Annotated in this window: 15 protein-coding genes; 6 read left to right on the top strand and 9 right to left on the bottom strand. The window is 61.1% G+C overall.

Annotated features, from left to right (window positions below; all coding sequences use genetic code 11):
* Positions 1–2 precede the first annotated feature (2 nt).
* Together AYJ54_RS34070 and AYJ54_RS34075 are read right to left on the bottom strand one after the other, a co-directional pair.
* Positions 3–2,354 carry a multiheme c-type cytochrome gene (locus AYJ54_RS34070; RefSeq protein WP_082905978.1) on the bottom strand — a complete coding sequence of 784 codons (2,352 nt, stop codon included), beginning with the start codon at positions 2,352–2,354 and terminating at the stop codon, positions 3–5.
* Between the two features lie 241 nt (positions 2,355–2,595).
* Positions 2,596–4,245: an arylsulfatase gene (locus AYJ54_RS34075; RefSeq protein ID WP_082905987.1), complete on the bottom strand. Its 1,650-nt coding sequence runs from the start codon at positions 4,243–4,245 to the stop codon at positions 2,596–2,598.
* Between the two features lie 559 nt (positions 4,246–4,804).
* Between AYJ54_RS34075 and AYJ54_RS34080 the strand changes: the two genes are divergently transcribed.
* The 3 genes from AYJ54_RS34080 to AYJ54_RS34090 all read left to right on the top strand — a co-directional run bounded on the left by AYJ54_RS34080 (position 4,805) and on the right by AYJ54_RS34090 (position 9,209).
* Positions 4,805–8,002: an ABC transporter substrate-binding protein gene (locus tag AYJ54_RS34080; RefSeq protein ID WP_082905979.1), complete on the top strand. Its 3,198-nt coding sequence runs from the start codon at positions 4,805–4,807 to the stop codon at positions 8,000–8,002.
* A gap of 263 nt (positions 8,003–8,265) precedes the next feature.
* Entirely contained in the window at positions 8,266–8,493 is a 228-nt protein-coding gene (locus tag AYJ54_RS34085) for a hypothetical protein (protein WP_161491925.1), read from the top strand.
* A 335-nt stretch (positions 8,494–8,828) separates the two neighbouring features.
* Positions 8,829–9,209 carry a hypothetical protein gene (locus AYJ54_RS34090; protein WP_063706070.1) on the top strand — a complete coding sequence of 127 codons (381 nt, stop codon included), beginning with the start codon at positions 8,829–8,831 and terminating at the stop codon, positions 9,207–9,209.
* A 69-nt stretch (positions 9,210–9,278) separates the two neighbouring features.
* Here AYJ54_RS34090 and AYJ54_RS50905 read toward each other — a convergent pair whose 3' ends face one another.
* The 7 genes from AYJ54_RS50905 to AYJ54_RS48145 all read right to left on the bottom strand — a co-directional run bounded on the left by AYJ54_RS50905 (position 9,279) and on the right by AYJ54_RS48145 (position 16,360).
* Positions 9,279–9,455: a hypothetical protein gene (locus tag AYJ54_RS50905; protein WP_161491926.1), complete on the bottom strand. Its 177-nt coding sequence runs from the start codon at positions 9,453–9,455 to the stop codon at positions 9,279–9,281.
* 352 nt (positions 9,456–9,807) lie between these two features.
* Positions 9,808–11,439 carry an arylsulfatase gene (locus tag AYJ54_RS34095; RefSeq protein ID WP_245329199.1) on the bottom strand — a complete coding sequence of 544 codons (1,632 nt, stop codon included), beginning with the start codon at positions 11,437–11,439 and terminating at the stop codon, positions 9,808–9,810.
* Between the two features lie 383 nt (positions 11,440–11,822).
* On the bottom strand, positions 11,823–12,251 hold the full coding sequence (locus tag AYJ54_RS34100; protein ID WP_063706074.1) for a hypothetical protein: 429 nt from the start codon (positions 12,249–12,251) through the stop codon (positions 11,823–11,825).
* Positions 12,252–12,306: 55 nt separating this feature from the next.
* Positions 12,307–12,786 carry a hypothetical protein gene (locus AYJ54_RS34105; protein ID WP_063706076.1) on the bottom strand — a complete coding sequence of 160 codons (480 nt, stop codon included), beginning with the start codon at positions 12,784–12,786 and terminating at the stop codon, positions 12,307–12,309.
* A 111-nt stretch (positions 12,787–12,897) separates the two neighbouring features.
* Entirely contained in the window at positions 12,898–13,674 is a 777-nt protein-coding gene (locus AYJ54_RS34110) for a hypothetical protein (protein ID WP_063706127.1), read from the bottom strand.
* Positions 13,675–13,835: 161 nt separating this feature from the next.
* Positions 13,836–15,494, bottom strand: coding sequence for an arylsulfatase (locus tag AYJ54_RS34115; protein WP_063706078.1), 1,659 nt, complete (start codon positions 15,492–15,494; stop codon positions 13,836–13,838).
* A 497-nt stretch (positions 15,495–15,991) separates the two neighbouring features.
* Entirely contained in the window at positions 15,992–16,360 is a 369-nt protein-coding gene (locus tag AYJ54_RS48145) for a hypothetical protein (protein WP_082905981.1), read from the bottom strand.
* A 543-nt stretch (positions 16,361–16,903) separates the two neighbouring features.
* Here AYJ54_RS48145 and AYJ54_RS34120 point away from each other — a divergent pair.
* From AYJ54_RS34120 to AYJ54_RS34130, 3 genes are all read left to right on the top strand, one after another.
* Positions 16,904–17,524 carry a nucleoside deaminase gene (locus AYJ54_RS34120; RefSeq protein ID WP_245329196.1) on the top strand — a complete coding sequence of 207 codons (621 nt, stop codon included), beginning with the start codon at positions 16,904–16,906 and terminating at the stop codon, positions 17,522–17,524.
* Positions 17,525–17,882: 358 nt separating this feature from the next.
* Positions 17,883–18,233 (top strand): DUF3302 domain-containing protein, encoded by a 351-nt coding sequence (locus AYJ54_RS34125; protein WP_063706080.1) that lies wholly within the window; start codon positions 17,883–17,885, stop codon positions 18,231–18,233.
* The gene (locus tag AYJ54_RS34130) at positions 18,230–19,531 is read left to right on the top strand and encodes an HlyD family secretion protein (RefSeq protein WP_063706082.1); all 1,302 of its coding nucleotides are present in this window, start codon (positions 18,230–18,232) and stop codon (positions 19,529–19,531) included. The genes AYJ54_RS34125 and AYJ54_RS34130 overlap by 4 nt, the downstream gene beginning before the upstream one ends.
* Positions 19,532–19,647: the final 116 nt, after the last annotated feature.

Here is a 19,647-nt window from a genome sequence, read left to right on the forward strand (position 1 = left end):
ATTCACTTCAACCTTGCGCGAAGGTCGTCGGTGAGGCGGGTCAACTCATGGTCATTCGGGACGAGGCGAGAGAGCCGTTCAGCGTATTCGAGGGCAGCACCGATATTCCCGGAATCGCGGCTGAACGTGACGAGGGCCAACAGGGTGTCGCGATCGTCCGGATGCCGGGCCAGGTTGGCCTTCAAGACTTCAATTGATTCACCGACGCGGCCCGCCGAATGCAGCGCCACGGCGTACACGTAGGCGTAGCGCGACCGGTCAGGTTCGAGCTCGCCTGCCGTCCGGAACTCGTTGAGCGCGTCGATCGGTCGTTTCTGCCTGATAAGGGCGAGCCCCAGAGCATGGTGCAAGCCGCCATCTTGCAGTGAGGACGTGATCGCTGTTCTCAGGACGCTTTCTCCCTCGCCATCCCGGCCGAGTTGGCGATACAGGTCCGCGAGATTGATCGCCGCCGGCGTGTATTGGGGGCTGAGCCGCAGGGCTGCCTTATATTCGCTCTCTGCGTCGGCTGTCAGTCCGCGCCGCGCAAAGAAGTTTCCAAGCGTCGAGCGGGCTTCGGGCCGGTCCGCGTTGAGGTGTTGGGCCGCAACGAACTCGGCCGCCGCCCGCTCAAATGCTGCGCGGTCGGGGGCGGGCTGGTTGGCAGGAGGCACGGCGGCCAAAACGGACACCGCCCTGATACGAACGCCGCGGCTTGGATCAGAAAGAAGCGGCGAGACAAGCGGCCAGATCCGGTCGCCCGGAAGGCCGTCGAGCATGTCAAGCGCTGCGACCCGCACTATTGGATCGGGATCGGCCAATCCCTTGCGGGCGAGTTCTATGTTCGCAGGCGAGACCCGCGCATGAAGTTCGCTAAGAGCGCTCGCACGCGCGATTGCCGGCACCGTGGGACTCGCCGCCACCACGGCCAGCAGCGTGGCGGCGTCGGCACGGTCGGTCCAGGACGCCTGGAATGCTTCGGCGTAGTTCTGAAAACCTTTTCGGACAGGCCCGTGCCAGCGCTCGATCGCATCGGCCGCCCATTGTGCGGATTTGTCGTCATGACAATCGTTGCAGGCATTGGGGGTGCCAAGCTTCACGGAGAGATCCGGCCTGGGAATTCGAAGGCTGTGGTCGTGCCGCTTGTCGACCACCATGTAGGTGCTGACAGGCATGTGACACGACGCGCAGGTCACTGCCGGCGTTACGCCTTCGTGGCGATTGTGCGAGGCAACTTCATACTTGTCAGGAGCGTGGCATTGCAGGCAAACGCCATCACCTGGAGCGCGGAGTTTCGCGGTATGGGGTTCATGGCAATCGCTGCAGGTGACTCCGGCCGCGAACATCTTGCTCTGCTTGAACGGTCCGTAATTGTACACCTCATCGCGCATCTGCCCGTCCGAATGGTAAAGCCCGCGAGCAAGGAGAGCGACAGCGTGCGTGTCGGATAAGGGTTGTCCCGGCACCCAATCTTCCGAGAATTCGCCGCGTCGCGCGTGGCACAGCCCGCAGGTCTCGACCTCTCTGCGTGTGACCGCAGCCGCGATGCTGCGTTGCGGGTTGCCGGTCTTCGGATCGGGGTGCCAAGTGACGCCGTCGCGCTCGTTCAAAAAGACAGCCAGTCCTTTGCGCGGGTCATCATCTTTTCCAAACCAGCTCCGCTGGTTGTGCGCCCAATCGACGTGGCGGGAGCCCTTGCCGTGGCACGCCTCGCAGCCGACGCTGATTTCCGTCCACGTCGTGTGGAAGCGGTCATTGGCCGCGTCGTAGTTCTTCTGCACGCCGGTTGAATGACACTCCGCGCACATGAAATTCCAGTTCTGATTGAGCTTGGTCCAGTGCAGCACGTCGTCGTGCTTGATCTCCTCATTGGGATAGAGATGAAACCAGCGTTGACCGCCCTGATCCTTCGGCCGGCTGTCCCAGGCGATTGAGAGCGCCTGTATGCGGCCATCGGGGAATTCGACCAGATATTGCTGCAACGGATCAAGACCGAAGGTGTATTTCACCTCGAAGGTCGCAAGCTTGCCGTCGGGGCCGTCGGTCTCGACGAAGAACTTGTCGTCCTTCTTGAAAAAGCGCGAATGCACGCTGAAATAGTCGAAACTGGCATCATCGAAGTTGCCGAGCACGGCAGCGGCCGTAGCGTGCTGCATAGCATGCTTGTGCTGCGATTCTTTCCACAAGGCGGTTTCGGCCTGGTGGCACCCGGCGCAGGCTTCGCTGCCGACAAAGGCCAGGGCAGGGGCCGCGCCGCTGCTGCGAAGAGCTTTGGGCAGGACGAAACCGCCCTCGGCTACAAACACAAAGGCTAGTCCACCGATCGCGAGGGCGGCCGCTACTACCGTCAAAGCGGCCAGCCGCGGCTTTGACATCCAAGAGTGGAGGAACGGGGTGTGGGCACCATTGCCCCGAGCATCTTTCCTGGTTTCGGCCAGGTTCGATGTGGCGGCGTCCTTCGATAGCCTATCGCTCTTGCCGGCTCTGATCTTCTTGCGTGCCACGAATTGTTACCCGCTGCTTTGCTAGGAAGCGATTCCAAGATCCTGAAGTGATATCGGCATTGACTCTTCAAGGAATGCGCCGCCGGCCTATGAGGCGGCGGCGCACCGATAGTCAGTTTCCAGTCGCTATCGGCAGCATGATGCCTCCCTTCGCAAGCGCCTCCCGAACGGTTTGGAAGCGCTCGTATTCGGTCAGCGTCAACGGACCACTGTAGCTTTCGCTCTGTAGCTTGCGGGGCGGATATTGCACGTAGGTCTTCATCAGCTTCTTGATCGACTCGCTGATGGTGACCATGGTCCAGGTTCGCTCGGTGAAGTTATTCATGAAAATGTCGTAGCGCTCCTGCGGATCCTGCCAGAGGTCGAACACTTGTGGGACCGTCGCCACATACTTCTGCGCACCTTTCCAACCAAGATTGGTGTCGACTGCGAGCCCTCCGGTGGAGGCGCCGTCGTCGCCGCGCAGATTGAACACGGCCTTGTAGTTGCCGACCCGCGCCGCACCGGGCGATAGTTCGTTTTCGGTGAAATAGAACCACTCGCTGCGCGGCGATTTTCCCGTGCCGAACAGGACCGGTGTAAGGTCGTAACTATCAAACATGATCGGCTTACCCTCACGGTCGTTTTCGGGCAGCTTGACCCCAGCAATCGCTGCGAAAGTGGCCATATAATCCAAGCCACCCACGATCTCGGAATTTTTCGAGCCGGGCTTGATTTTGGGACCCCATGCGAAGGCTGGAACGCGGTTGCCTCCCTCGCGCACCGTGCCCTTGGTGCCGCGGAACGGCGTGTAACCGGCGTCAGGATAGACATCCTGCCAGGCTCCGTTATCCGTGGTCCAGAACACATAGGTGTTCTTGTCGAGCCCGAGCGCACGAATTTTGTCCATTATCCGGCCGATCCGCGTGTCATTCTCGACGACCGAGTCGGCATATTTGCTCTTCGAGAGTGACTTATGCTCGAATTCGGGCGCGGGCATATTCGGTTGATGCACCTTCATGAAGTTGATGCTCATGAAGAAGGGCTGGGTCGAACGCGCATTTCGATCGAGATAGTCGAGCGAGGCCTTCTCCACGTACGCGTCGAAGAAGGGGATTCCGACGACGCCTGGACCGTTGTTGACGACGGGCGTATCGACATATTGTCCGTTGACTTTGAAATCCTCTTTCGCCGGCTGCCCTGCGTTGCCCGACATCGCGCCCTTGGTCACGCGCTGAAACATGGCCCGTAGCTCGGGATCCATGTCCGGAAACCAGGTTGGATCGCCATACGTGTAGGCATTGAGATGATAGAGACCGGCATATTTCATCTCGTCGTAGCCCTGCGCATTGGGAAGCGCGTAATCGGCCTCGCCGAGATGCCATTTGCCAGTGAAGAACGTCTTGTATCCGCCGGTTTTGAGCACCGAGGCCAACGTCCACTCGGCGGCTGGCAAGCCTCCGCCCTGACCCTGGAAGGCCACGGTGGTCATGCCGCTGCGATTGGGAATGCGTCCGGTCTGCATTGCGGCGCGGCCCGGCGTGCAGCTCGGCTGCGCATAGAAAGACAGGAACTGCATGCCTTCCGCAGCAAGGCGATCGAGGTTTGGCGTGGGCATGCCGCGGTTTTCGCCGCCGCCATACGGCCCCGAGTCTCCGTAGCCGAAGTCATCCGACACGATCAGGATGATGTTTGGTTTTTGTCCTTGTTGAGCTGACGCCGGAACGCTTGCGATCGCCGCCGTACACAGCACGACAAGAGCGCCGCCGATTGTTCTGAACATGCTCATGATCGCTTTCCTCGATCTCGGCTGCCAGAGCCCGGGCCGCAGCCTTCACCCAATGCGCGGCGGGCCAGCACGCTCGTCGCTCCTCGCAATCGCTTGCCGCCCACAGACCACCCGCCGGACGCTTGCGCGCCTGGTTCCGATGATGCAGATCCTCGACAAGAAATTGGGTCGAATCGGCCTGAATACGCTATGCAGTTTCGGCAGAAAGGCTGTTCAGCCGCCCACAGTCATCGCATTAATGTCTCGAAAGCCGGCGGAGCCCCTAACGGGCCGCTTCAGTCTTCGTTCGAGCGGCTCGCGAACGCTCCCCGGGGCCAGCCCGCGCGGCCACCAATCAAGCGTCGGTGGTCTCGCATCAGCCGAATCCGCATAGCGCGCGATCTCTCTCTCTTGCTAAAGGCTCGCGGGTCGGGCCGTCGAATGGAGGGAACGCAAAACGTGATCAAAACCGTCTGCCTCGCCTCGTCCGCGCCAACACCTGGAATGGCCCGTCGTTGCAGGCGCAAAACGACGCGAGGGGTTCGGCTTGTGAGGATTTGACGAGCGGAGGCCAATGCGCACGGCAAACGCAACGACGGGTAAGCGCGCGGCGGGACGATTGCATCTTCACCTAACCTCGCGCAGCTTGTCCAAGGTGGGCATTCTCGCTTGCCTCGCCTTGCTATTCGTCGCACCCGCCAGCGCGCTCGATCGGGCGTCCCTTCAGCTCAAATGGAAGCACCAATTTCAATTCGCAGGCTATTACGCCGCAGTCGAGAAGGGGTTTTATCGCGAGCACGGCCTTGACGTCGAACTTCGCGAAGGCGGTCCGAGTATAAATGCGGGCGCCGCAGTCGCGACCGGCGAGGCTGATTTTGGTGTTTGCACAACGAGCATTCTGGTGAACCCGGCTGAGCGCGCGAACAACGTCGTCCTTGGCGTGATCTTTCAGCATTCCGCAGCCGTCATCCTGGTACCGCACCGCGCCGGCATCCGTTCAGTTTCCGAACTGAAGGGCCAGCGCCTGATGGATGTTCCCGGCGAAGACGCCATTGCTGCGTTGCTGAAACGTGAAGGCGTCGACTATGCGAATCTGCCGCGTGTCGATCACGACGGTAATCCGCGAGATCTGCTCAGCGGGAAGGCGGACGCGATGATCGCGTACAGCACCAACGAGCCTTACCTGTTCGAAGAGTATGGCACGCCGTACCTGATCTTTTCGCCACGCGCCTACGGACTCGACTTTTACGGTGACAATCTTTGCACATCGAGGCGACAGGTGGCGGAGCATCCCGAGCGCGTGCGCGCCTTTCGCGCCGCAAGCTTGAAAGGCTGGGAGTACGCGGTCGCCCACAAGGACGAGATCGCCGACTTGATCCGACGCAAGTACCCGACGCAAAAAAGTCAGAAGGCTCTGCTGTTCGAAGCGGCGCGGACGGAACCGCTGATCCGGCCACATCTCAACCCGATCGGCGACCAGAGTATCGAGCGCTGGACGACCATCGCCAACGCTTACGTCGACCTCGGCATGTTGAGCGAGGCGAAGCTGCCCGAGGGGCTGATCTACGTGTCCGACGACACAGGATGGCGCGAGCGGCTGCAAGAGCTGCTGCTGCAGGGCCTGCTGGCGGCGATTCTTGTGTCCACGCTAGGCTGGATCCTCTACCGCCGGAATGCACGCGTCTTCCGCACGATGCGGCTCAGCGCCGTGATGTCGGGGCTGTTCGTCCTTCTCAGCATTCCCGTGCTGATCTTCATCCTGGTCTACAACTATCGGCAGAACGCCGCTGCGATCAACGCGACCCTGAACGATGTCGTAGCCAAGACCAAGCTGGCCAGCATCGAGGACGCCGAAAATCTGATCAATCCGGTTGCGGCCACGCTCAGCCTGCTCGCGGCGGTCGCCGCAGAGGGCCCGGACGTTTTTAGAAAGGAGGAGAGCCGAGATCTGCTCTACCAGGCGCTTACCTCTGCGCGGCAGATCGATGCGGCCTATGTCAGCTTCGAAGACGGCTATCACCGCGTCGTGACCCGTATCGACGACGACCGCAGGCGCTCCGATCCCAAGATCCCATCGTCGGCGAACTGGCATTCCAGCTATATCGACAGCTTCTCGGGTTCACCGCGACGGGTTCGGCATCGCACGTTCTTTGATGCATGGCCGCATATGGTCGGCAGTTACGATGTCGAGCAGATCATGGATGTCAGGACTCTGCGGGGGTACCAGGCCGCGAAGGACGCGCGCGCCCTCATTGTAGAGGAACCGTCGGTCAATCCAGATACTGGATATCCGGTCATCTCCGTCCGAGTTCCGATCGTCAAGGACGGAGCGTTCATCGGCTGTGCGTCCGCCAACATCACTCTCGACGTGCTATCGCGGTTTCTCACCAGCCATCGTGCGAGCCCCCACAGCACCACGGTCATCGCCAATCCCACCAAGGGTACCATCATCGCCCATCCCGACCCGAGCAAGGGCGTGCGATTTGAGAACGGCCGGCTGGAACTCTCCAAACTCGACACCATCGCCGACGATAACGTGCGCCAAGCCCATCGGCTGCAGGGTGAGACCAACAGCGACGACTTCTTCTTTCGCTCGCCGCAAAATGGCGAGGAGATCAGCGCGTCCTTCACCCGCTTCCCCGGTAGTTTCGGACAGCCGTGGGAGATCATCACCCTGACGCCGACCGACGACTTTGTCGGCACCCTCAAGCGAACCAACCGAAAGATGATCTTTCTGATCGCCGCCCTGACCGGCATGGAGCTGCTGCTGATCTACTTCTTCGCGCGGCGGCTGGCTCGACCGATCGAAGGCGTATCGCGAGAATTGCGTTCAGTTGAGGACCTCACCTTCTCGCACGCGGCGCTGCCGTCATCGAACATCCGGGAGATCAAGGAGCTGCAAACGGCATTGTCGCTGTTCGAGACCTCGCTGCGCTCATTCTCGTCGTTCGTGCCGCTGGACGTGGTTCGCGAGCTGATCAAGACCGGAACGCCGCTGACGCTCGGCGTTGAGCCGCGTTACATGACGGTGCTGTTTGCCGATCTGCAGGATTTTTCCAGTCTCGCGGAGCGGATGGCGCCAAACGACCTTCTCGCTCAATTGTCGGTTTATTTTGAAAGCGTCTCGCAGGCGATCGCGGAAGAGTCCGGCACCGTCGACAAGTTCATCGGCGACGGCATCATGGCGTTCTGGGGAGCGCCGGCCCATCGCGACGACCATGTGATGCGCGGCTGTTGTGGCTCGTTGCGGGCCGCACGGCGGATGCAACAGCTCAACGCCGAATGGGGCCCGCAAGGGCGGCCGCCGTTGCACCTGCGCATCGGCCTACATTGCGCGAACGTACTGGTCGGCAATGTCGGCTCAAGCGCGCGGCTGAGCTACACGGTGATGGGCGACGGGGTCAACGTCGCCTCGCGGCTCGAGGGTATTAACAAGACCTTCGGCACCACGATCTGCATCAGCGACAAGGTCGTCGCGGCTGTCGGGTCCGAGATCCTCGCAAGACCCATCAGGAAAGTGCAGGTCAAGGGTCGCCAGCACGAGTTCATGATTTATGAGTTGCTCGGAATCAGAAACAGCAGCGATCCTGAATTGGCCGCGGCCGCTGGGATTGAAAGGCTGTGTGACATGACCCGGACGGCCTCGGATTATTTCGAGCGCGGGGAAGTCGATCAAGCCGCCCTACGCTATGAGGAAATATTGCGGGTGTTTCCGCAAGACCCAGTGGCCAGATCACTACTGGCGATGTGCTCCGCAACGACGCAGGCCTGAACTGCCAGCGGCCAGTGGAAACCGTCTATCGTCCAAGTCTGGATATAGATCTCTTCGACAAAAAAGCCGGACGAGCCCTGCGGCCAGCTGCCAAAAGTCGATAATCCTGCCGAATCTGCATAGCGCGCGCCCCGCTCCCGGGGCAGAGTTGGCTGCTCTGGCAGTCAAATGGAGCAGACAATGAACGGGATCAGGAGTTTCTGTGTCGGCGGCATCCCGCCCCGCGGCTCTCAGTTGCGGTGTGAAATATCGGGAGATCGATAATGCCACACGGAACCAGGACTATCTTGATCACGTCGCTTTGCTCGCTGATCGCGCTGAACGCACTCGCGCTGGCCATGAATCTGTCGCAACCCTCCAGGGCGGCCGTCCGCGGAATGAGCTACCAGGACCTTCTGCGCGACCCCGATTTCACGCGAGCAGTCAAGACGATCGCCGAGCAATGCAGCGTCAACGTCGACCTCGCCAAGCTGAAGTGCCAAGGCGGATGATCCCCAGCGAGGCGGCCCTACTGCTCGAATGGAAACAGTCATTTCCAATGACCACGTTCCATCGGTATTGCCGCCTCCCAAATCACAGCTCGGAATTTCCGATTCTGCATAGTCAGCCCTACGAAACGGGAATTTACTTGGCCTGATCCATCGGCAGGCGACGCCGCCCGCCGCGGCACATCGCTGACCAGAGAAGCGCATTCATTTCCGCGGATGTGACGAATACCCGCTTGGTCTCGGTCTGAATTTGGCGTTGCATCTGGGTTTGTCGAAGCCTGGAGCGAACTCGCTGGACGCTTCCAACCCGTGTTGCAGTAGCAACATAAGGAGCCCCCATGATCTCCGCATTCTTCTCAATAGCGCTGGCAAGCCAACTCGGAAGTCCAGTGGTGATACCTGTCGGAGACCGTGTACCGATTTTCGACGTCGAGCGGTCCTGCAAGGAAACGGCGGCCACGGACAAGGCCATGGACCTCACTCTTCCTCAATCTGTCGCGAATTGCCTGCACGACGAGAATGCCGCACGGGAGCAGATTGCTGCTGTCTGGTCGAACTATTCCGCTTCCATTCGCGATCGCTGCGAGCGGGAAGCCACCACAATCCCGGACAGTGCCAGCTACGTTGATATGTTGACATGCATGCAGATGACCGATCCGTCGACAATAACACCAACGCCGGTCTTGAAGGGTGCCAGCAAGGCTCGAAACAAGAACTAGCGCCAACTCTCGCACAGGTTGGCCATCTAGTGCCGTAGCCTATCCGAGCGTGGTCTGTCTTGCCGAGGCCTAGTCGAGGATCGCCTGCTTCGCGGCACCGTCGTTCCACGAAGGCAATAGGCCGCCCGATGGGGTCGTCTGCGCCAGCGCCGGGACCATCCGCAGCGGTCCGGACAGCGCGGGCAACAGCGAGAGAGCCGAAAGTAGCACGCGACGGTTGGTGTGATACTGCAACCAAGAATCCACGATCGCCTCCCAATTGCTGGATACGGATTGCCGAAAGCCGACCGAAGCGTCCCGGACAGGCTATGCAACTCCGGATGAATTCTTTGCATCAAGTCAGCACGGGCGAAACATCGCCTGCAGCTGCTTGCCTCGGAGGAAGATTGTTCGCGGAGTCAACCCGCCGTGCTCGCAACGATCACACTCGCCTCAAGAGTCGGCCAAATGCCAGGCCAAGTTGATGTCCCGTTCGCAACGCTGACCATGCGGAGGCGCAATTCCCGAAATCGAGGCAGAAAGCGGTCCGTCCCGGCCAGTTCGCTGCGAGTCGCGGGCGCTCTCTGGAGAGCGCCCGTGCGTTGAAGGATCGGGCCGACTACTGGCCCTGATGTGCCTTGATCTTCTCCTCAACTTCTCTTTTTACGGCTTCAAGGTTGAAACTCGCTGGCGCCTGCATCGGAGGGTACTCGATGGCCGTTTGCGCCAATCTGGCGACCTCCTGCTGCACAATCACGAACCGCCAAAATTCGCGGCCCATGAAATCATTCATGTAGCCGCCGCCGGCATTATTGAGGCTTTCGCCGCGGGTTATCGGCGTCCGCTCAAACGGGTCCTGGCGGATATTGATGACGGTCGGCATATCGGTCGTGTCCTTCTCGCCTGGCCACCCGTAGGGCTGCTGGAAGAACTGGAACTTGAAGTCATCGTGGCGAAGCGCGCCGAGATGCGGGCCGGCAAAATAGAAGATCTCATGGCGAGCGGAGGGGCCCTTGCCCGTCAGAAGATCCATTTGATTGTAGCCGTCGAGGTGGTTCTTGTAGGTGCGGCCTTCCAGCGTCACGCCCTTGAGAAGCTGGTCGGTAACGTTCGGGTTTCCTGCCGCAGCGGTCAGTGTCGGGAACCAATCGAGCCCTGAGAAGATTCCATTTTCGACCGAACCCGGCTTGATGCGGCCCGGCCAGCGAATGATAGCGGGCACGCGGAAGCCGCCTTCATAGCTAGTCCCTTTGGTGGCCTTGAACGGGGTCATGCCGCCATCCGGCCAGGTGAATACCTCGGCGCCATTGTCCGTCGTGAAGATGACGATGGTGTTGTTGGTTTCACCGATGTCGTCGATATGCTTGAGCAGAGCGCCGACGCTGTCGTCCATCTGGGCCATGCCGGCTTCCTCGAGCCCGTAGTTCGTCTCGTTGTTCTGCATCGCGCTGTATTTCTTCGACAGGAACGTCCAGACGTGCATGCGCGTCGTGTTGTGCCAGACGAAGAAAGGTTTTCCGTCGCGCTTGGCCTTGTCCATGAAGTCGCTGGAAGCTTTCACCAACAACTCGTCGAAGGTGGTCATGTCGTACTTCGGCTTCAGGAACGGCAGATCGTGCATATTCGGCACGTTCGTCATATCCGGAAACGGCGGCAGCGGCCCCTCATCGACGATCCTTTGCTTGCCGATCTTGCCCCAGCGCGGCATCTCGGTGGGGTCGTCCTTGTCCGTCGCATAGCTGTGGATCAGGCTGCGCGGGCCGTACTTGTTGTAGTAGTCCTGGTTGGCTGGGAACGAGTACCAGTAGGGGTCAGACATCGCGTCGAGGTGATACAGGTACCCGAAGAACTCGTCGAAGCCGTGCACCGTCGGCAGATATTTATTGAGATCGCCGAGGTGGTTCTTGCCGAACTGTCCGGTGGCGTAGCCGAGTGACTTGAGCACGGTTGCGAGTGTGACGGCTTGGTCCGGTATGCCGACGTCGGCACCTGCCTGACCGACGGTCGTTAGCCCCGTGCGGATCGGCAACTCGCCGGTGATGAAGTTGGCGCGCCCCGCCGTGCAGCTCGCTTCGGCGTAGTAGTCGGTGAACATCATGCCTTCGGACGCCAGCTTGTCGAGATTGGGCGTCTTGCCCGACATCATTCCGCGGTGGTAAGCGCCGATGTTGAACCAGCCAACATCGTCACCCATGATCACAAGGATGTTTGGTTTCCGCTCCTGCTGGGCGAAGGCAGGAATGCTCGCCATTGTCGTGACGCTAAACAACACGACAATGGCGCCCCAGATTGCTCTGAACATTCTCTTGGTAGCCTTCCTTGATGTCGGCTGCCGAAACCCGGGCCGCAGCCTTCGCCCAACGCCACCCGCCAACCGATTTTGCCTTCCGATGAGTCGACTATCATGCCGGCAATCGGCCGGACGCCTCGCATACGGGAAATTGGCCGAAACACCCTGGATGCGCTATGCGCTTTCGGCAGGATCACGCTTTCGCGCGCAAGCCGGCATGACAGTAGACTTCGTGCGCTCTTGCTCCAGACCAGTGAGGGGCGACGGCAGGCTAAGAAGATGGCCCTAAATTCAGAACCAAATCCCTGGCTTGCTCAGCGTCGCGCAGAGACCTCTGCGTCAAGTCAGCAGGAGCGATACATCGCCTGCAGCTGCTTGCCTTGGAGGAAGATTGTTCGCGGAGTCAGCCCGCCGTGACGAGCAATCCAGTGCCGCACTTGCACGGGATACATCGCAAAGAGCATCCGCGTTGCTTCAGGGCTCGTGATGCTGCGCCCGTGGGCGCCGAACTCCCAGGCAGCGTGGAAGGCGAGGTTGGCCTTCGAGGTTACGCAAATCTTGTCGCGCGGGATCGCCGCAAGCACGATGGTGCAAGCCGAGGCGCAAAGGCCGTCGATCATCACCCTTTGGCCGGAAGCACTTAGCTCCTCATAGCTGTCCAAGTAGCTGTCGATCCGTCCTCCCCGGTCATTTGCAATCCGAACCGCTGCCTGGCACGCGCCTATGCACGCGAGCATAAGCGCTGCCGCGAGCATTCCGCTCACAAGCTTCATGTCTTGCCGCCCCTAGGTGAATATGATGCCTATCAAGCGCTCCGTCAGGCTTGTTTCACCACCAGTAGCCAGAAGGTTGATAGCAGGCGTTCACCCAGGCGAAGCCGTCCCAGAACACGCACTGGTCATAGCCGTAGTCCCAGGTGCTGGCGGCGACACCAGCGGCGACGCCGGCCGCAACCGGCCAGCCCCATCCCCATCCGCCCCAGCCACCGCGCCAGCCGGGCCGCCCAGCCCAGCCTCCGCCCCAGCCTGGGCGCCATCCACCGCGCCATGCACCGCCCCAGCCGGGGCGCGCGACCAGACCGCCGCCGCGAAAGCCACCAACTGCCATGGCGCGGCTTCCCGCGAATCCGGCGCCTCTAAAACCGCCCCCGAATCCTCCTCTCGCAAAGCCTCCGCCATGGAAACCGCCGCCGCCATGGAATTCGCCGCCGCCGAAGCCTCCTCTCGCTGCGGCAGTATCTGGAGTCAGCGCCAGCACTGATGCGGCGATCGCAAGGCCACCTAAGATCATCAATCTCTTGTCGCGCATTGCATGCCTCCTGTTCATTCAGTCTTCCAAATCGGACTCGGATCCGGCTCCGCCGATCGGCGGGCTCTGTTGGCGCCGTTGTCCAGCAGAGCCCGCACCTTTGGCGTTGCCTCAGTAACAAGGCGGGTAGGGGTAATAGCCGCAATACGGATTGGCGGCTGCAGCGCCTGCTGCCGCTGCACCCAGCGCGGCCCCACCAACCGCAGCGGCTGCATATGGAGCCCCGCGATACCAGGCGCCGCGCGCGACGTAGGGATGGTAGCCGACGCCGACAGCGCCGACGCGACCGACACCGACGGCCCCGACTCGTCCGACGTCGCCGGCATGGAAGCCGCCAGCACGGAAGCCACCGGCGTGGAAGCCGCCCGCGTGGAAGCCACCGAAGCCGAAGCGGTCGATGAAGAGTGCCGCCGGCCCGTCACCGCCCGTGAGCTCGCCTTCGAGCACGTCAACGTCGAAGGTCAGCTTGTCGCCGTCGAGCTTGGCCGTCTTCAGCGTGACGACGGCATCGCGGATTTTCGACCCGTCCGTGTTGAACACGGAGATGGTGCCGTTCGGCGGATCCTTGGTGAAGCTCTCATCGCTTTCATTGTTCGGAGCCCATTCCTCCAAGAGGTGCGTCGTCAGCGCATGCCCTGCCGCCCGTACCGGGCGGTCCGCAAACACGATCGAGTTGGGCGCAACGCCGGTGAGGGTCAGCTTCCCGCCCTGCAGGCTGGCGCCGCGGGCGTTCATGACGATCAACGACGGCACGATTTCCGGGCTGGCTTGGCCGATCGTCTTCTGCAGCGGCAGGTGCTGCTGCGGCGAAGGCGTGGTCTGGGCCAGCGCCGGTGCTGCTCCGCAGAGCAGGAGAGCGATGATCATGCAGCCAGTTCGTTTCTTCATGGTCATGAGCAACTCCTTGGCTTTCGCTGCCCAAGCGCATGGGGCAGGTTGATGGCCTTTCGAACGGAATGCACGGGACGCGCGTTCATCGCTTCACCTGTCGTGCGCGGACGCCCCCGTGGGGGGCGCCCGCCTGATCACATCACGCCCGCTTTGCGCCGTTAGTCGCTCGCGGCCTTGGCATTGGCCTTCTTGACCTCCTCTATGACCCCGCTGAGGTTGTAGCTTTCAGGCGCCTGCAGCGGAGGGAACTTTTCGTAGGTCAGCAGGTGCGCCAACCAAAGCTGCTGGCCGATCGGCAATAGGTTCCAGTCGTACAGGAAGGCGGTCGTCGGGCCACCGAGCGCTCCTCCGATGCTCAGGGCCGTCTTCTGGTCGATGCCGACCGCCTGCTCGAACGGATCACGCTTGATGTTCTGTACCAAGGTGAAGTGGAACGGGACGAGCGGCATGATCCAGCCGGCTGGCCCGGGCTGCGACATCGTGTAGTACATCTTCCAGTTCTTGTAGCGCACAGCAGACGGCGTCGCGCCCGAGAAATAGAAGAAGTGGTCGCGCGCCGACTTCTCGGACTTGCCTTCGAGGTACTCGCGCTGGTCGAAGCCATCGAGGGTCGTCTTGACGATGCCGGGATACTGGCCGGCCTCGATCTGCTTTTTGAGTCCATCGCCCGTCGGCCCGCCTGCGATATCGACGAGCGTGGGCACCCAGTCCAGCGCCGCGAACAGCTGGTTCTTGACCGTGCCCGGCTTGATGTGTCCTGGCCAACGGATCACCATCGGCGCGCGGTAGCCGCCTTCCCAGGCCTCGCCCTTCTGGCCCTTGAACGGCGTAACGCCGCCGTCCGGGAAGGTGATCGCCTCGGCGCCGTTGTCGGTGGTGAACACGACGATGGTATTGTCGGTCTGCCCCATGTCGTCGAGCTTCTTGAGAACGAGGCCGATATTGTCGTCGAGCTGCTTCATGCCGGCTTCCTGGATGCCCCAGTCCTTGCCGCCCGGCTCGCCCATCATGGCCTCGTATTTCGGCGGCAGCACGGTTGTGACGTGCATGCGCGCCGGGTTGTACCAGACGAAGAAGGGCTTGTTGGTCTTCTTCGGGTCGTTGCGGTCGAGGAAGTCGATAACCTTCGTCGAGATTTCCTCGTCCACCGTCTTCGAGCGTTCCAGCGTCAGCGGCCCCTCGTCACTGCACGTCTGGTTCTTGCTCGTGCCGTCGGAGGACTTGCATGACAACATATTGCGCGGGGGCGTCAGACAGATCGTGGTCTTGGCGTCGACCGCGCCAGGTACTTCCGGCACGCCCGGGATTGGCGTGTTCTTGCACGGCGGCGCAACAGTCTGCTGCAGCGGAGTCTTGTTGATGTCGGGAAAGCTCACACCCTGCATCGCGTCGAGGTGATAGAGATAGCCCCAGTATTCCTGGAAGCCGTGGGCCGTCGGCAGGGCATCGGTGTGGTCGCCGAGATGGTTCTTTCCGAACTCACCCGTGTTGTAGCCGAGATCGAGCAGGAACTGAGCAAGCGCCGGCGTGCCGGGCCGCAGGTAAGATGGGCTACCGGGTAGCTGCGGCGGGATCATGCCCGTGCGCAGCGGATACATGCCGGTGAAGAAGGCATTGCGCCCGGAGGTGCAACTCTGCATCGCCACGTAGTCCACGAACATCGCGCCTTCATTGCCGATGCGATCGATGTTCGGCGTTTCGCCGACCATCAGCCCGCGGTGATAGATGCTTGGCTGCATCCATCCGATATCGTCGCCCATGATGAAGAGGATGTTGGGTTTCTGTCCCTGCTGGGCGGAGGCAGGAATGCTCGCCATTGTCGTGGCCGTACACGCCACGACAACAGCGCCCCAGATTGTTCTGAACAGGCTCATGGTTGCCTTTCCTCGATGTCGGCTGCCGAAGTCGGGCCGCAGCCTTCGCCCCCACTCCACCCACTGACGGTCTTTGCCGATCCATGCAGGATCATACGGGCGGTCAGTCGCCATGCGGGCAGGAATTTGGCTGAAGGGCCCGCGATGCGCTATGCGATTCCGGCGAGCGCTGTGTGGCGTCTCAGACGCGCAGTCTTCGAAAAATACTTGCCGACCGGACGTGTCGATTTCGCATAGCCAGGCTCTGATGTCCTGCATGCTGGTCTTTTCCGGCGAGGATACCATCCCTTGGCGATGACCAAGATGATCTCGCCTATTTTAGATTCGGTATCAAACGTGCCCACAATGCGTTACTCCGGCGCAAACGACCGAAGATGACGGATGCTGCGGCGGTAACTCCCGATGGTACGTGCCGCCGTCCGAAGCGCACTGTGCGCGCGTTATGGGCAGACCCAGGCGCCGTAGGCGTTACGGTAACAGCCGTTGCCGTACCCATAGGACCCGTAATAGCCGGCCGCTGCCGCACCCACCGCCGCCGCCCCCGCCGCCGCGCCAACCGCCGCTCCACGATAGGGATATCCTCCGCGCCAGGCGACGCCACGATAAGCCGCCCCGCGATAGGCGCCGCCGCGATAAGCCACGCCACGTCCCGCTACAGTGCCCCCTCGGAAATGTGCCGCGCCGCCATGAAAGCCTCCAGCATGGAAACCGCCACCGCGGAAACCACCACGGGCGAGCGCGTCGTCGGGGACTAGGGTTGCGCCTACAAGGACGGTGGCTGCAAAGCCAATCAAAGCCATACGCAACATTGGTCATTCTCCTTCCCTAAAACTGCGTGCTTGGAATAGCGGTCCTGTACATGCTCATGGGTTTCCGCCGCGCCTCGGAGCTTGGCCAATCACGCCGACCTGGAATGGCGGACCGCACAGCCGGCCTTGCTCCCCCCTTCAATTTGCATGTCGATTCCCACTCCTTTGGTTTCCTCCTTTGGTTTCGCGCGAGGAAGCAGAACCGTAGTCCGACATTGTCGGCGGCAGCAGCGTAGCTGGCTATGCGTTTCCGGCAGAATTCGCGGATGCTCCGTTCGACGAACCTCTGCTCAACGGCTCGGCGGCTTCCTCATGAATCCGCCCCCTTGCTGCGGTCTCCGCGGTTCCGAATCTGCATAGTCAGTATTACGAACCAAACATTAGCTTTGCATGGTTTATCGGAAGGCAAATTGTCCTGACACGATTTCGAGTGCCAATTATGCAATCAAGAGCCGGAGCATTCCTTTTTGTGCGGCCGCGCAACCATCAAGTGAGCGTCGCGCGCATTTCGGACTGCACAGAAGCTTTGTTGGCGCCATGAGAATGTCTGATTCAGAATCAGATGCGATCATGATGCGTCGCTGCGTTGCTCTCGCCCGATCCGCCGGCAAGAACGGGGAGTACCCATTTGCGGCCGTCATCGCTCGGCGGGGTGAATTCATTTGCGAGTCCCTTAATATGGTCAGAGTTGAAGGGGACGTTACGCGGCACGCGGAAATGGTTGCAATTGCTTCAGCCCAAAAGAAGCTCCGTGCGACAAGCCTTGATGATTGCGCGCTCTATTCGACGATCGAGCCTTGTGCGATGTGTTCCTATGCCATTCGCGAAACCAGGATCGGACGCGTGGTGTTCAGCTTGCGGTCACCGGTCATGGGCGGCCACTCGCGCTGGAAGGTTCTGACCGATGGCAATTTGTCCTCGGTATTGCCGGAGGTGTTCGCTCCGCCGCCCATCGTCCTGTCCGGATACTTGCAACACGACGTTGAGGCGATTTTTCAGAAGCGAAATCCGCTCAGTTGGCGGTTCATGAAAGCTCGAAAGATATTCGTGGAGAGCCCCGATGTTGAACACACCATTGTGAGCAACAAATCGCAGGTTGGCCGTCGGTCCCGTCTCGCGAACCTAGTCAGGGCCGTGGTCCTCGACCGCCTTTGGCGCAGTTAGGATTTTCACATCGGCGGCGACGTGGTCGGTTGACGCGCGTCAGCGCAACCGGCAACAGCTTTACGAGTCACAGCGCCCGCCGCGCAACGGGTGCCATGTTGATCCGATGCCTTGCCAGGCACCGTCTGGTCATCGGAGGGGCCGTCGGGAACGGATTTGCCGAACTTGCATAGCTACCGTTCCCTGCTTCCGGTGAACTTCGGAATCGAGAATGAGACGTTGAGTTCGCTTGCAGCAGGGCGCCTTCCGCGCGCCGACACACCGCAAGCAAAGGAGCTAGCGCGCTGCTCACGCCGAAGGACGACTTAAGCGCCATTCGTCCGCTGATGGTCGTATCGCGGCAGAAAGTGGATGAACAATGGATGCCTCATTTGGCGTGTTGGACGCATTCGCATTCGTGGTGTTCGCCGTTCTTATCGCGGTGGCGGTGATCGCGATTGTCAGTTTGGGGCAATTGCCGGGTCGACTCGCCCGAAAATGGGGGCATCCGCAGGCTTCTGCCGTCAATGTCGCCGGCTGGATCGGCATCGCGACGGGCGGTTTGCTCTGGCCGCTGGCATTGATCTGGGCCTTCATCAGTCGACCTGGATCGGACGCTTCGAGAATCGAGAATGATCAGCGAGGGCGCGGCGTGACTGAATCCGAGGCCGCCGCCAATCAGCCAGCCCCATTGCGCAAGCCGTCACGCCACGAGGAAATGCGGCCATGATTGCATTTCTGATCATTGTCTATTCCGCCGTCGTGCTTGTGCTCTTCAAGGTATTGCACCTGAAACCGCGGCCTTATCTCATCGCATGCATGATCCTCGCCGGCATTCTCATGATTGGCGGCGTGGTCGTGGTGTGGACGCAGTCAGCGCCGCTAACGGGCCAGCTGGTCACGACCCAGTACGTGGTTCAGCTCGTCCCCTATGTGAAGGGACAGGTCAAGGCGGTGCATGCCGAGGCAAACCAGCCGATGAAGAAAGGCGATCTCCTGCTGGAGATCGACCCCGCCCCGTATCAGTTTACGGTGGATCAGCTCGAAGCTCAGCTCAAGGCGTCGAAGGCGAATGTCGAGCAGGCGCAGGCCGGTGCGCAAGCGGCGGATGCGAATGTGACGAAGGCGAAGGACGGGATGGCCCAGGCCCAAGCTGCGCTTGATGAAGCAAAGGCGGCCGTGGTCAATGCGCAAGCCAATCTCAACAAGGCAAAGGCGGCCGATGACCTGGCCAAAACGCAGGAGCAGATCGCGTTGAACATTCAACGAGCGGATGTCGCGGCGATCAGCCAGCTCAAGGTGGCCGAGGCCAAGCAGCAACGCCAGGAGGCGGATGCCGCCGTTCAGCAGGCCGCAGCCGCCGTCACGCAGGCGCAGGCTGCCGAGCAACAGGCGGTGGCCGCGTTGGCGGCTGCGCAGTCCACCCTGCAGCAGGCGGAAGCCGCCGCGCGTCAGGCGGCCTTTGCCGTGGTCGTGGCGCAGAGCGGCGTGCCCGCTGTCGAGGCTCAACTCGGAGACGCGCGGTTCAACCTCGCGCAGTGCCGGATGACCGCGCCAGGCGACGGCTACGTCGTGAATTGGCAGGTCCAGGTAGGAACGATGCTGGTGCCCATGCCGCTCGCAGCAGCCGGCACCTTCGTCGACACGTCAAGCATCGCCGTTGGGGCGGTGTATCCTCAGAACTGGCTCATGAATGTAAAACCGGGTGACGACGTGGAGCTGGTGCTCGATCCATATCCAGGCCGACTATTCACCGGAAAGGTGGACGCCGTCATACCCGCCTCTGGCGGCGGCCAATTCACCACCAGCGGAGACATCCCCACAGCGGCCAGGGTTGGATCGACCGGCGCCTATGCGGTCAAGATTCTTTTCGACGATCCGTCCGTCGTGCGAAAACTGTCGATCGGTTCGGGGGGAAGTGCGGCCATCTACACCCACGTGGGCAAGCCGACCCACATCATCTCCAAGGTCGCTATTCGGATGAAGAAGTGGCTGCTGTACGTCGTACCGACCGTGGCCAAGAGCTAGACGGAGCCCGTTTGGCGGCCCGGATGGCTTTGCCGAATTTGCATGTGACATTTTTGCAGCAGCGGGCGATTTTGTAATCAACGCTATCGACGGCTCGGCGCCGGTGATCGTCAAAA

It is taken from the genome of Bradyrhizobium centrolobii (assembly GCF_001641635.1).
GTDB lineage: Bacteria > Pseudomonadota > Alphaproteobacteria > Rhizobiales > Xanthobacteraceae > Bradyrhizobium > Bradyrhizobium centrolobii.

Excerpts from the sequence above, each read along its gene's own strand:
- AYJ54_RS34115 (WP_063706078.1), bottom strand. The coding sequence starts at position 15,494 with ATGGCGAGCATTCCTGCCTCCGCCCAGCAGGGACAGAAACCCAACATC.
- AYJ54_RS34100 (WP_063706074.1), bottom strand. The coding sequence starts at position 12,251 with ATGAAGCTTGTGAGCGGAATGCTCGCGGCAGCGCTTATGCTCGCGTGC.
- AYJ54_RS34105 (WP_063706076.1), bottom strand. The coding sequence starts at position 12,786 with ATGCGCGACAAGAGATTGATGATCTTAGGTGGCCTTGCGATCGCCGCA.
- AYJ54_RS34110 (WP_063706127.1), bottom strand. The coding sequence starts at position 13,674 with ATGAAGAAACGAACTGGCTGCATGATCATCGCTCTCCTGCTCTGCGGA.
- AYJ54_RS48145 (WP_082905981.1), bottom strand. The coding sequence starts at position 16,360 with ATGTTGCGTATGGCTTTGATTGGCTTTGCAGCCACCGTCCTTGTAGGC.
- AYJ54_RS34090 (WP_063706070.1), top strand. The coding sequence starts at position 8,829 with ATGATCTCCGCATTCTTCTCAATAGCGCTGGCAAGCCAACTCGGAAGT.
- AYJ54_RS34120 (WP_245329196.1), top strand. The coding sequence starts at position 16,904 with ATGTCTGATTCAGAATCAGATGCGATCATGATGCGTCGCTGCGTTGCT.
- AYJ54_RS34125 (WP_063706080.1), top strand. The coding sequence starts at position 17,883 with ATGGATGCCTCATTTGGCGTGTTGGACGCATTCGCATTCGTGGTGTTC.
- AYJ54_RS34070 (WP_082905978.1), bottom strand. The coding sequence starts at position 2,354 with ATGTCAAAGCCGCGGCTGGCCGCTTTGACGGTAGTAGCGGCCGCCCTC.
- AYJ54_RS34080 (WP_082905979.1), top strand. The coding sequence starts at position 4,805 with ATGCGCACGGCAAACGCAACGACGGGTAAGCGCGCGGCGGGACGATTG.
- AYJ54_RS34095 (WP_245329199.1), bottom strand. The coding sequence starts at position 11,439 with ATGGCGAGCATTCCTGCCTTCGCCCAGCAGGAGCGGAAACCAAACATC.
- AYJ54_RS34130 (WP_063706082.1), top strand. The coding sequence starts at position 18,230 with ATGATTGCATTTCTGATCATTGTCTATTCCGCCGTCGTGCTTGTGCTC.
- AYJ54_RS34075 (WP_082905987.1), bottom strand. The coding sequence starts at position 4,245 with ATGTTCAGAACAATCGGCGGCGCTCTTGTCGTGCTGTGTACGGCGGCG.
- AYJ54_RS34085 (WP_161491925.1), top strand. The coding sequence starts at position 8,266 with ATGCCACACGGAACCAGGACTATCTTGATCACGTCGCTTTGCTCGCTG.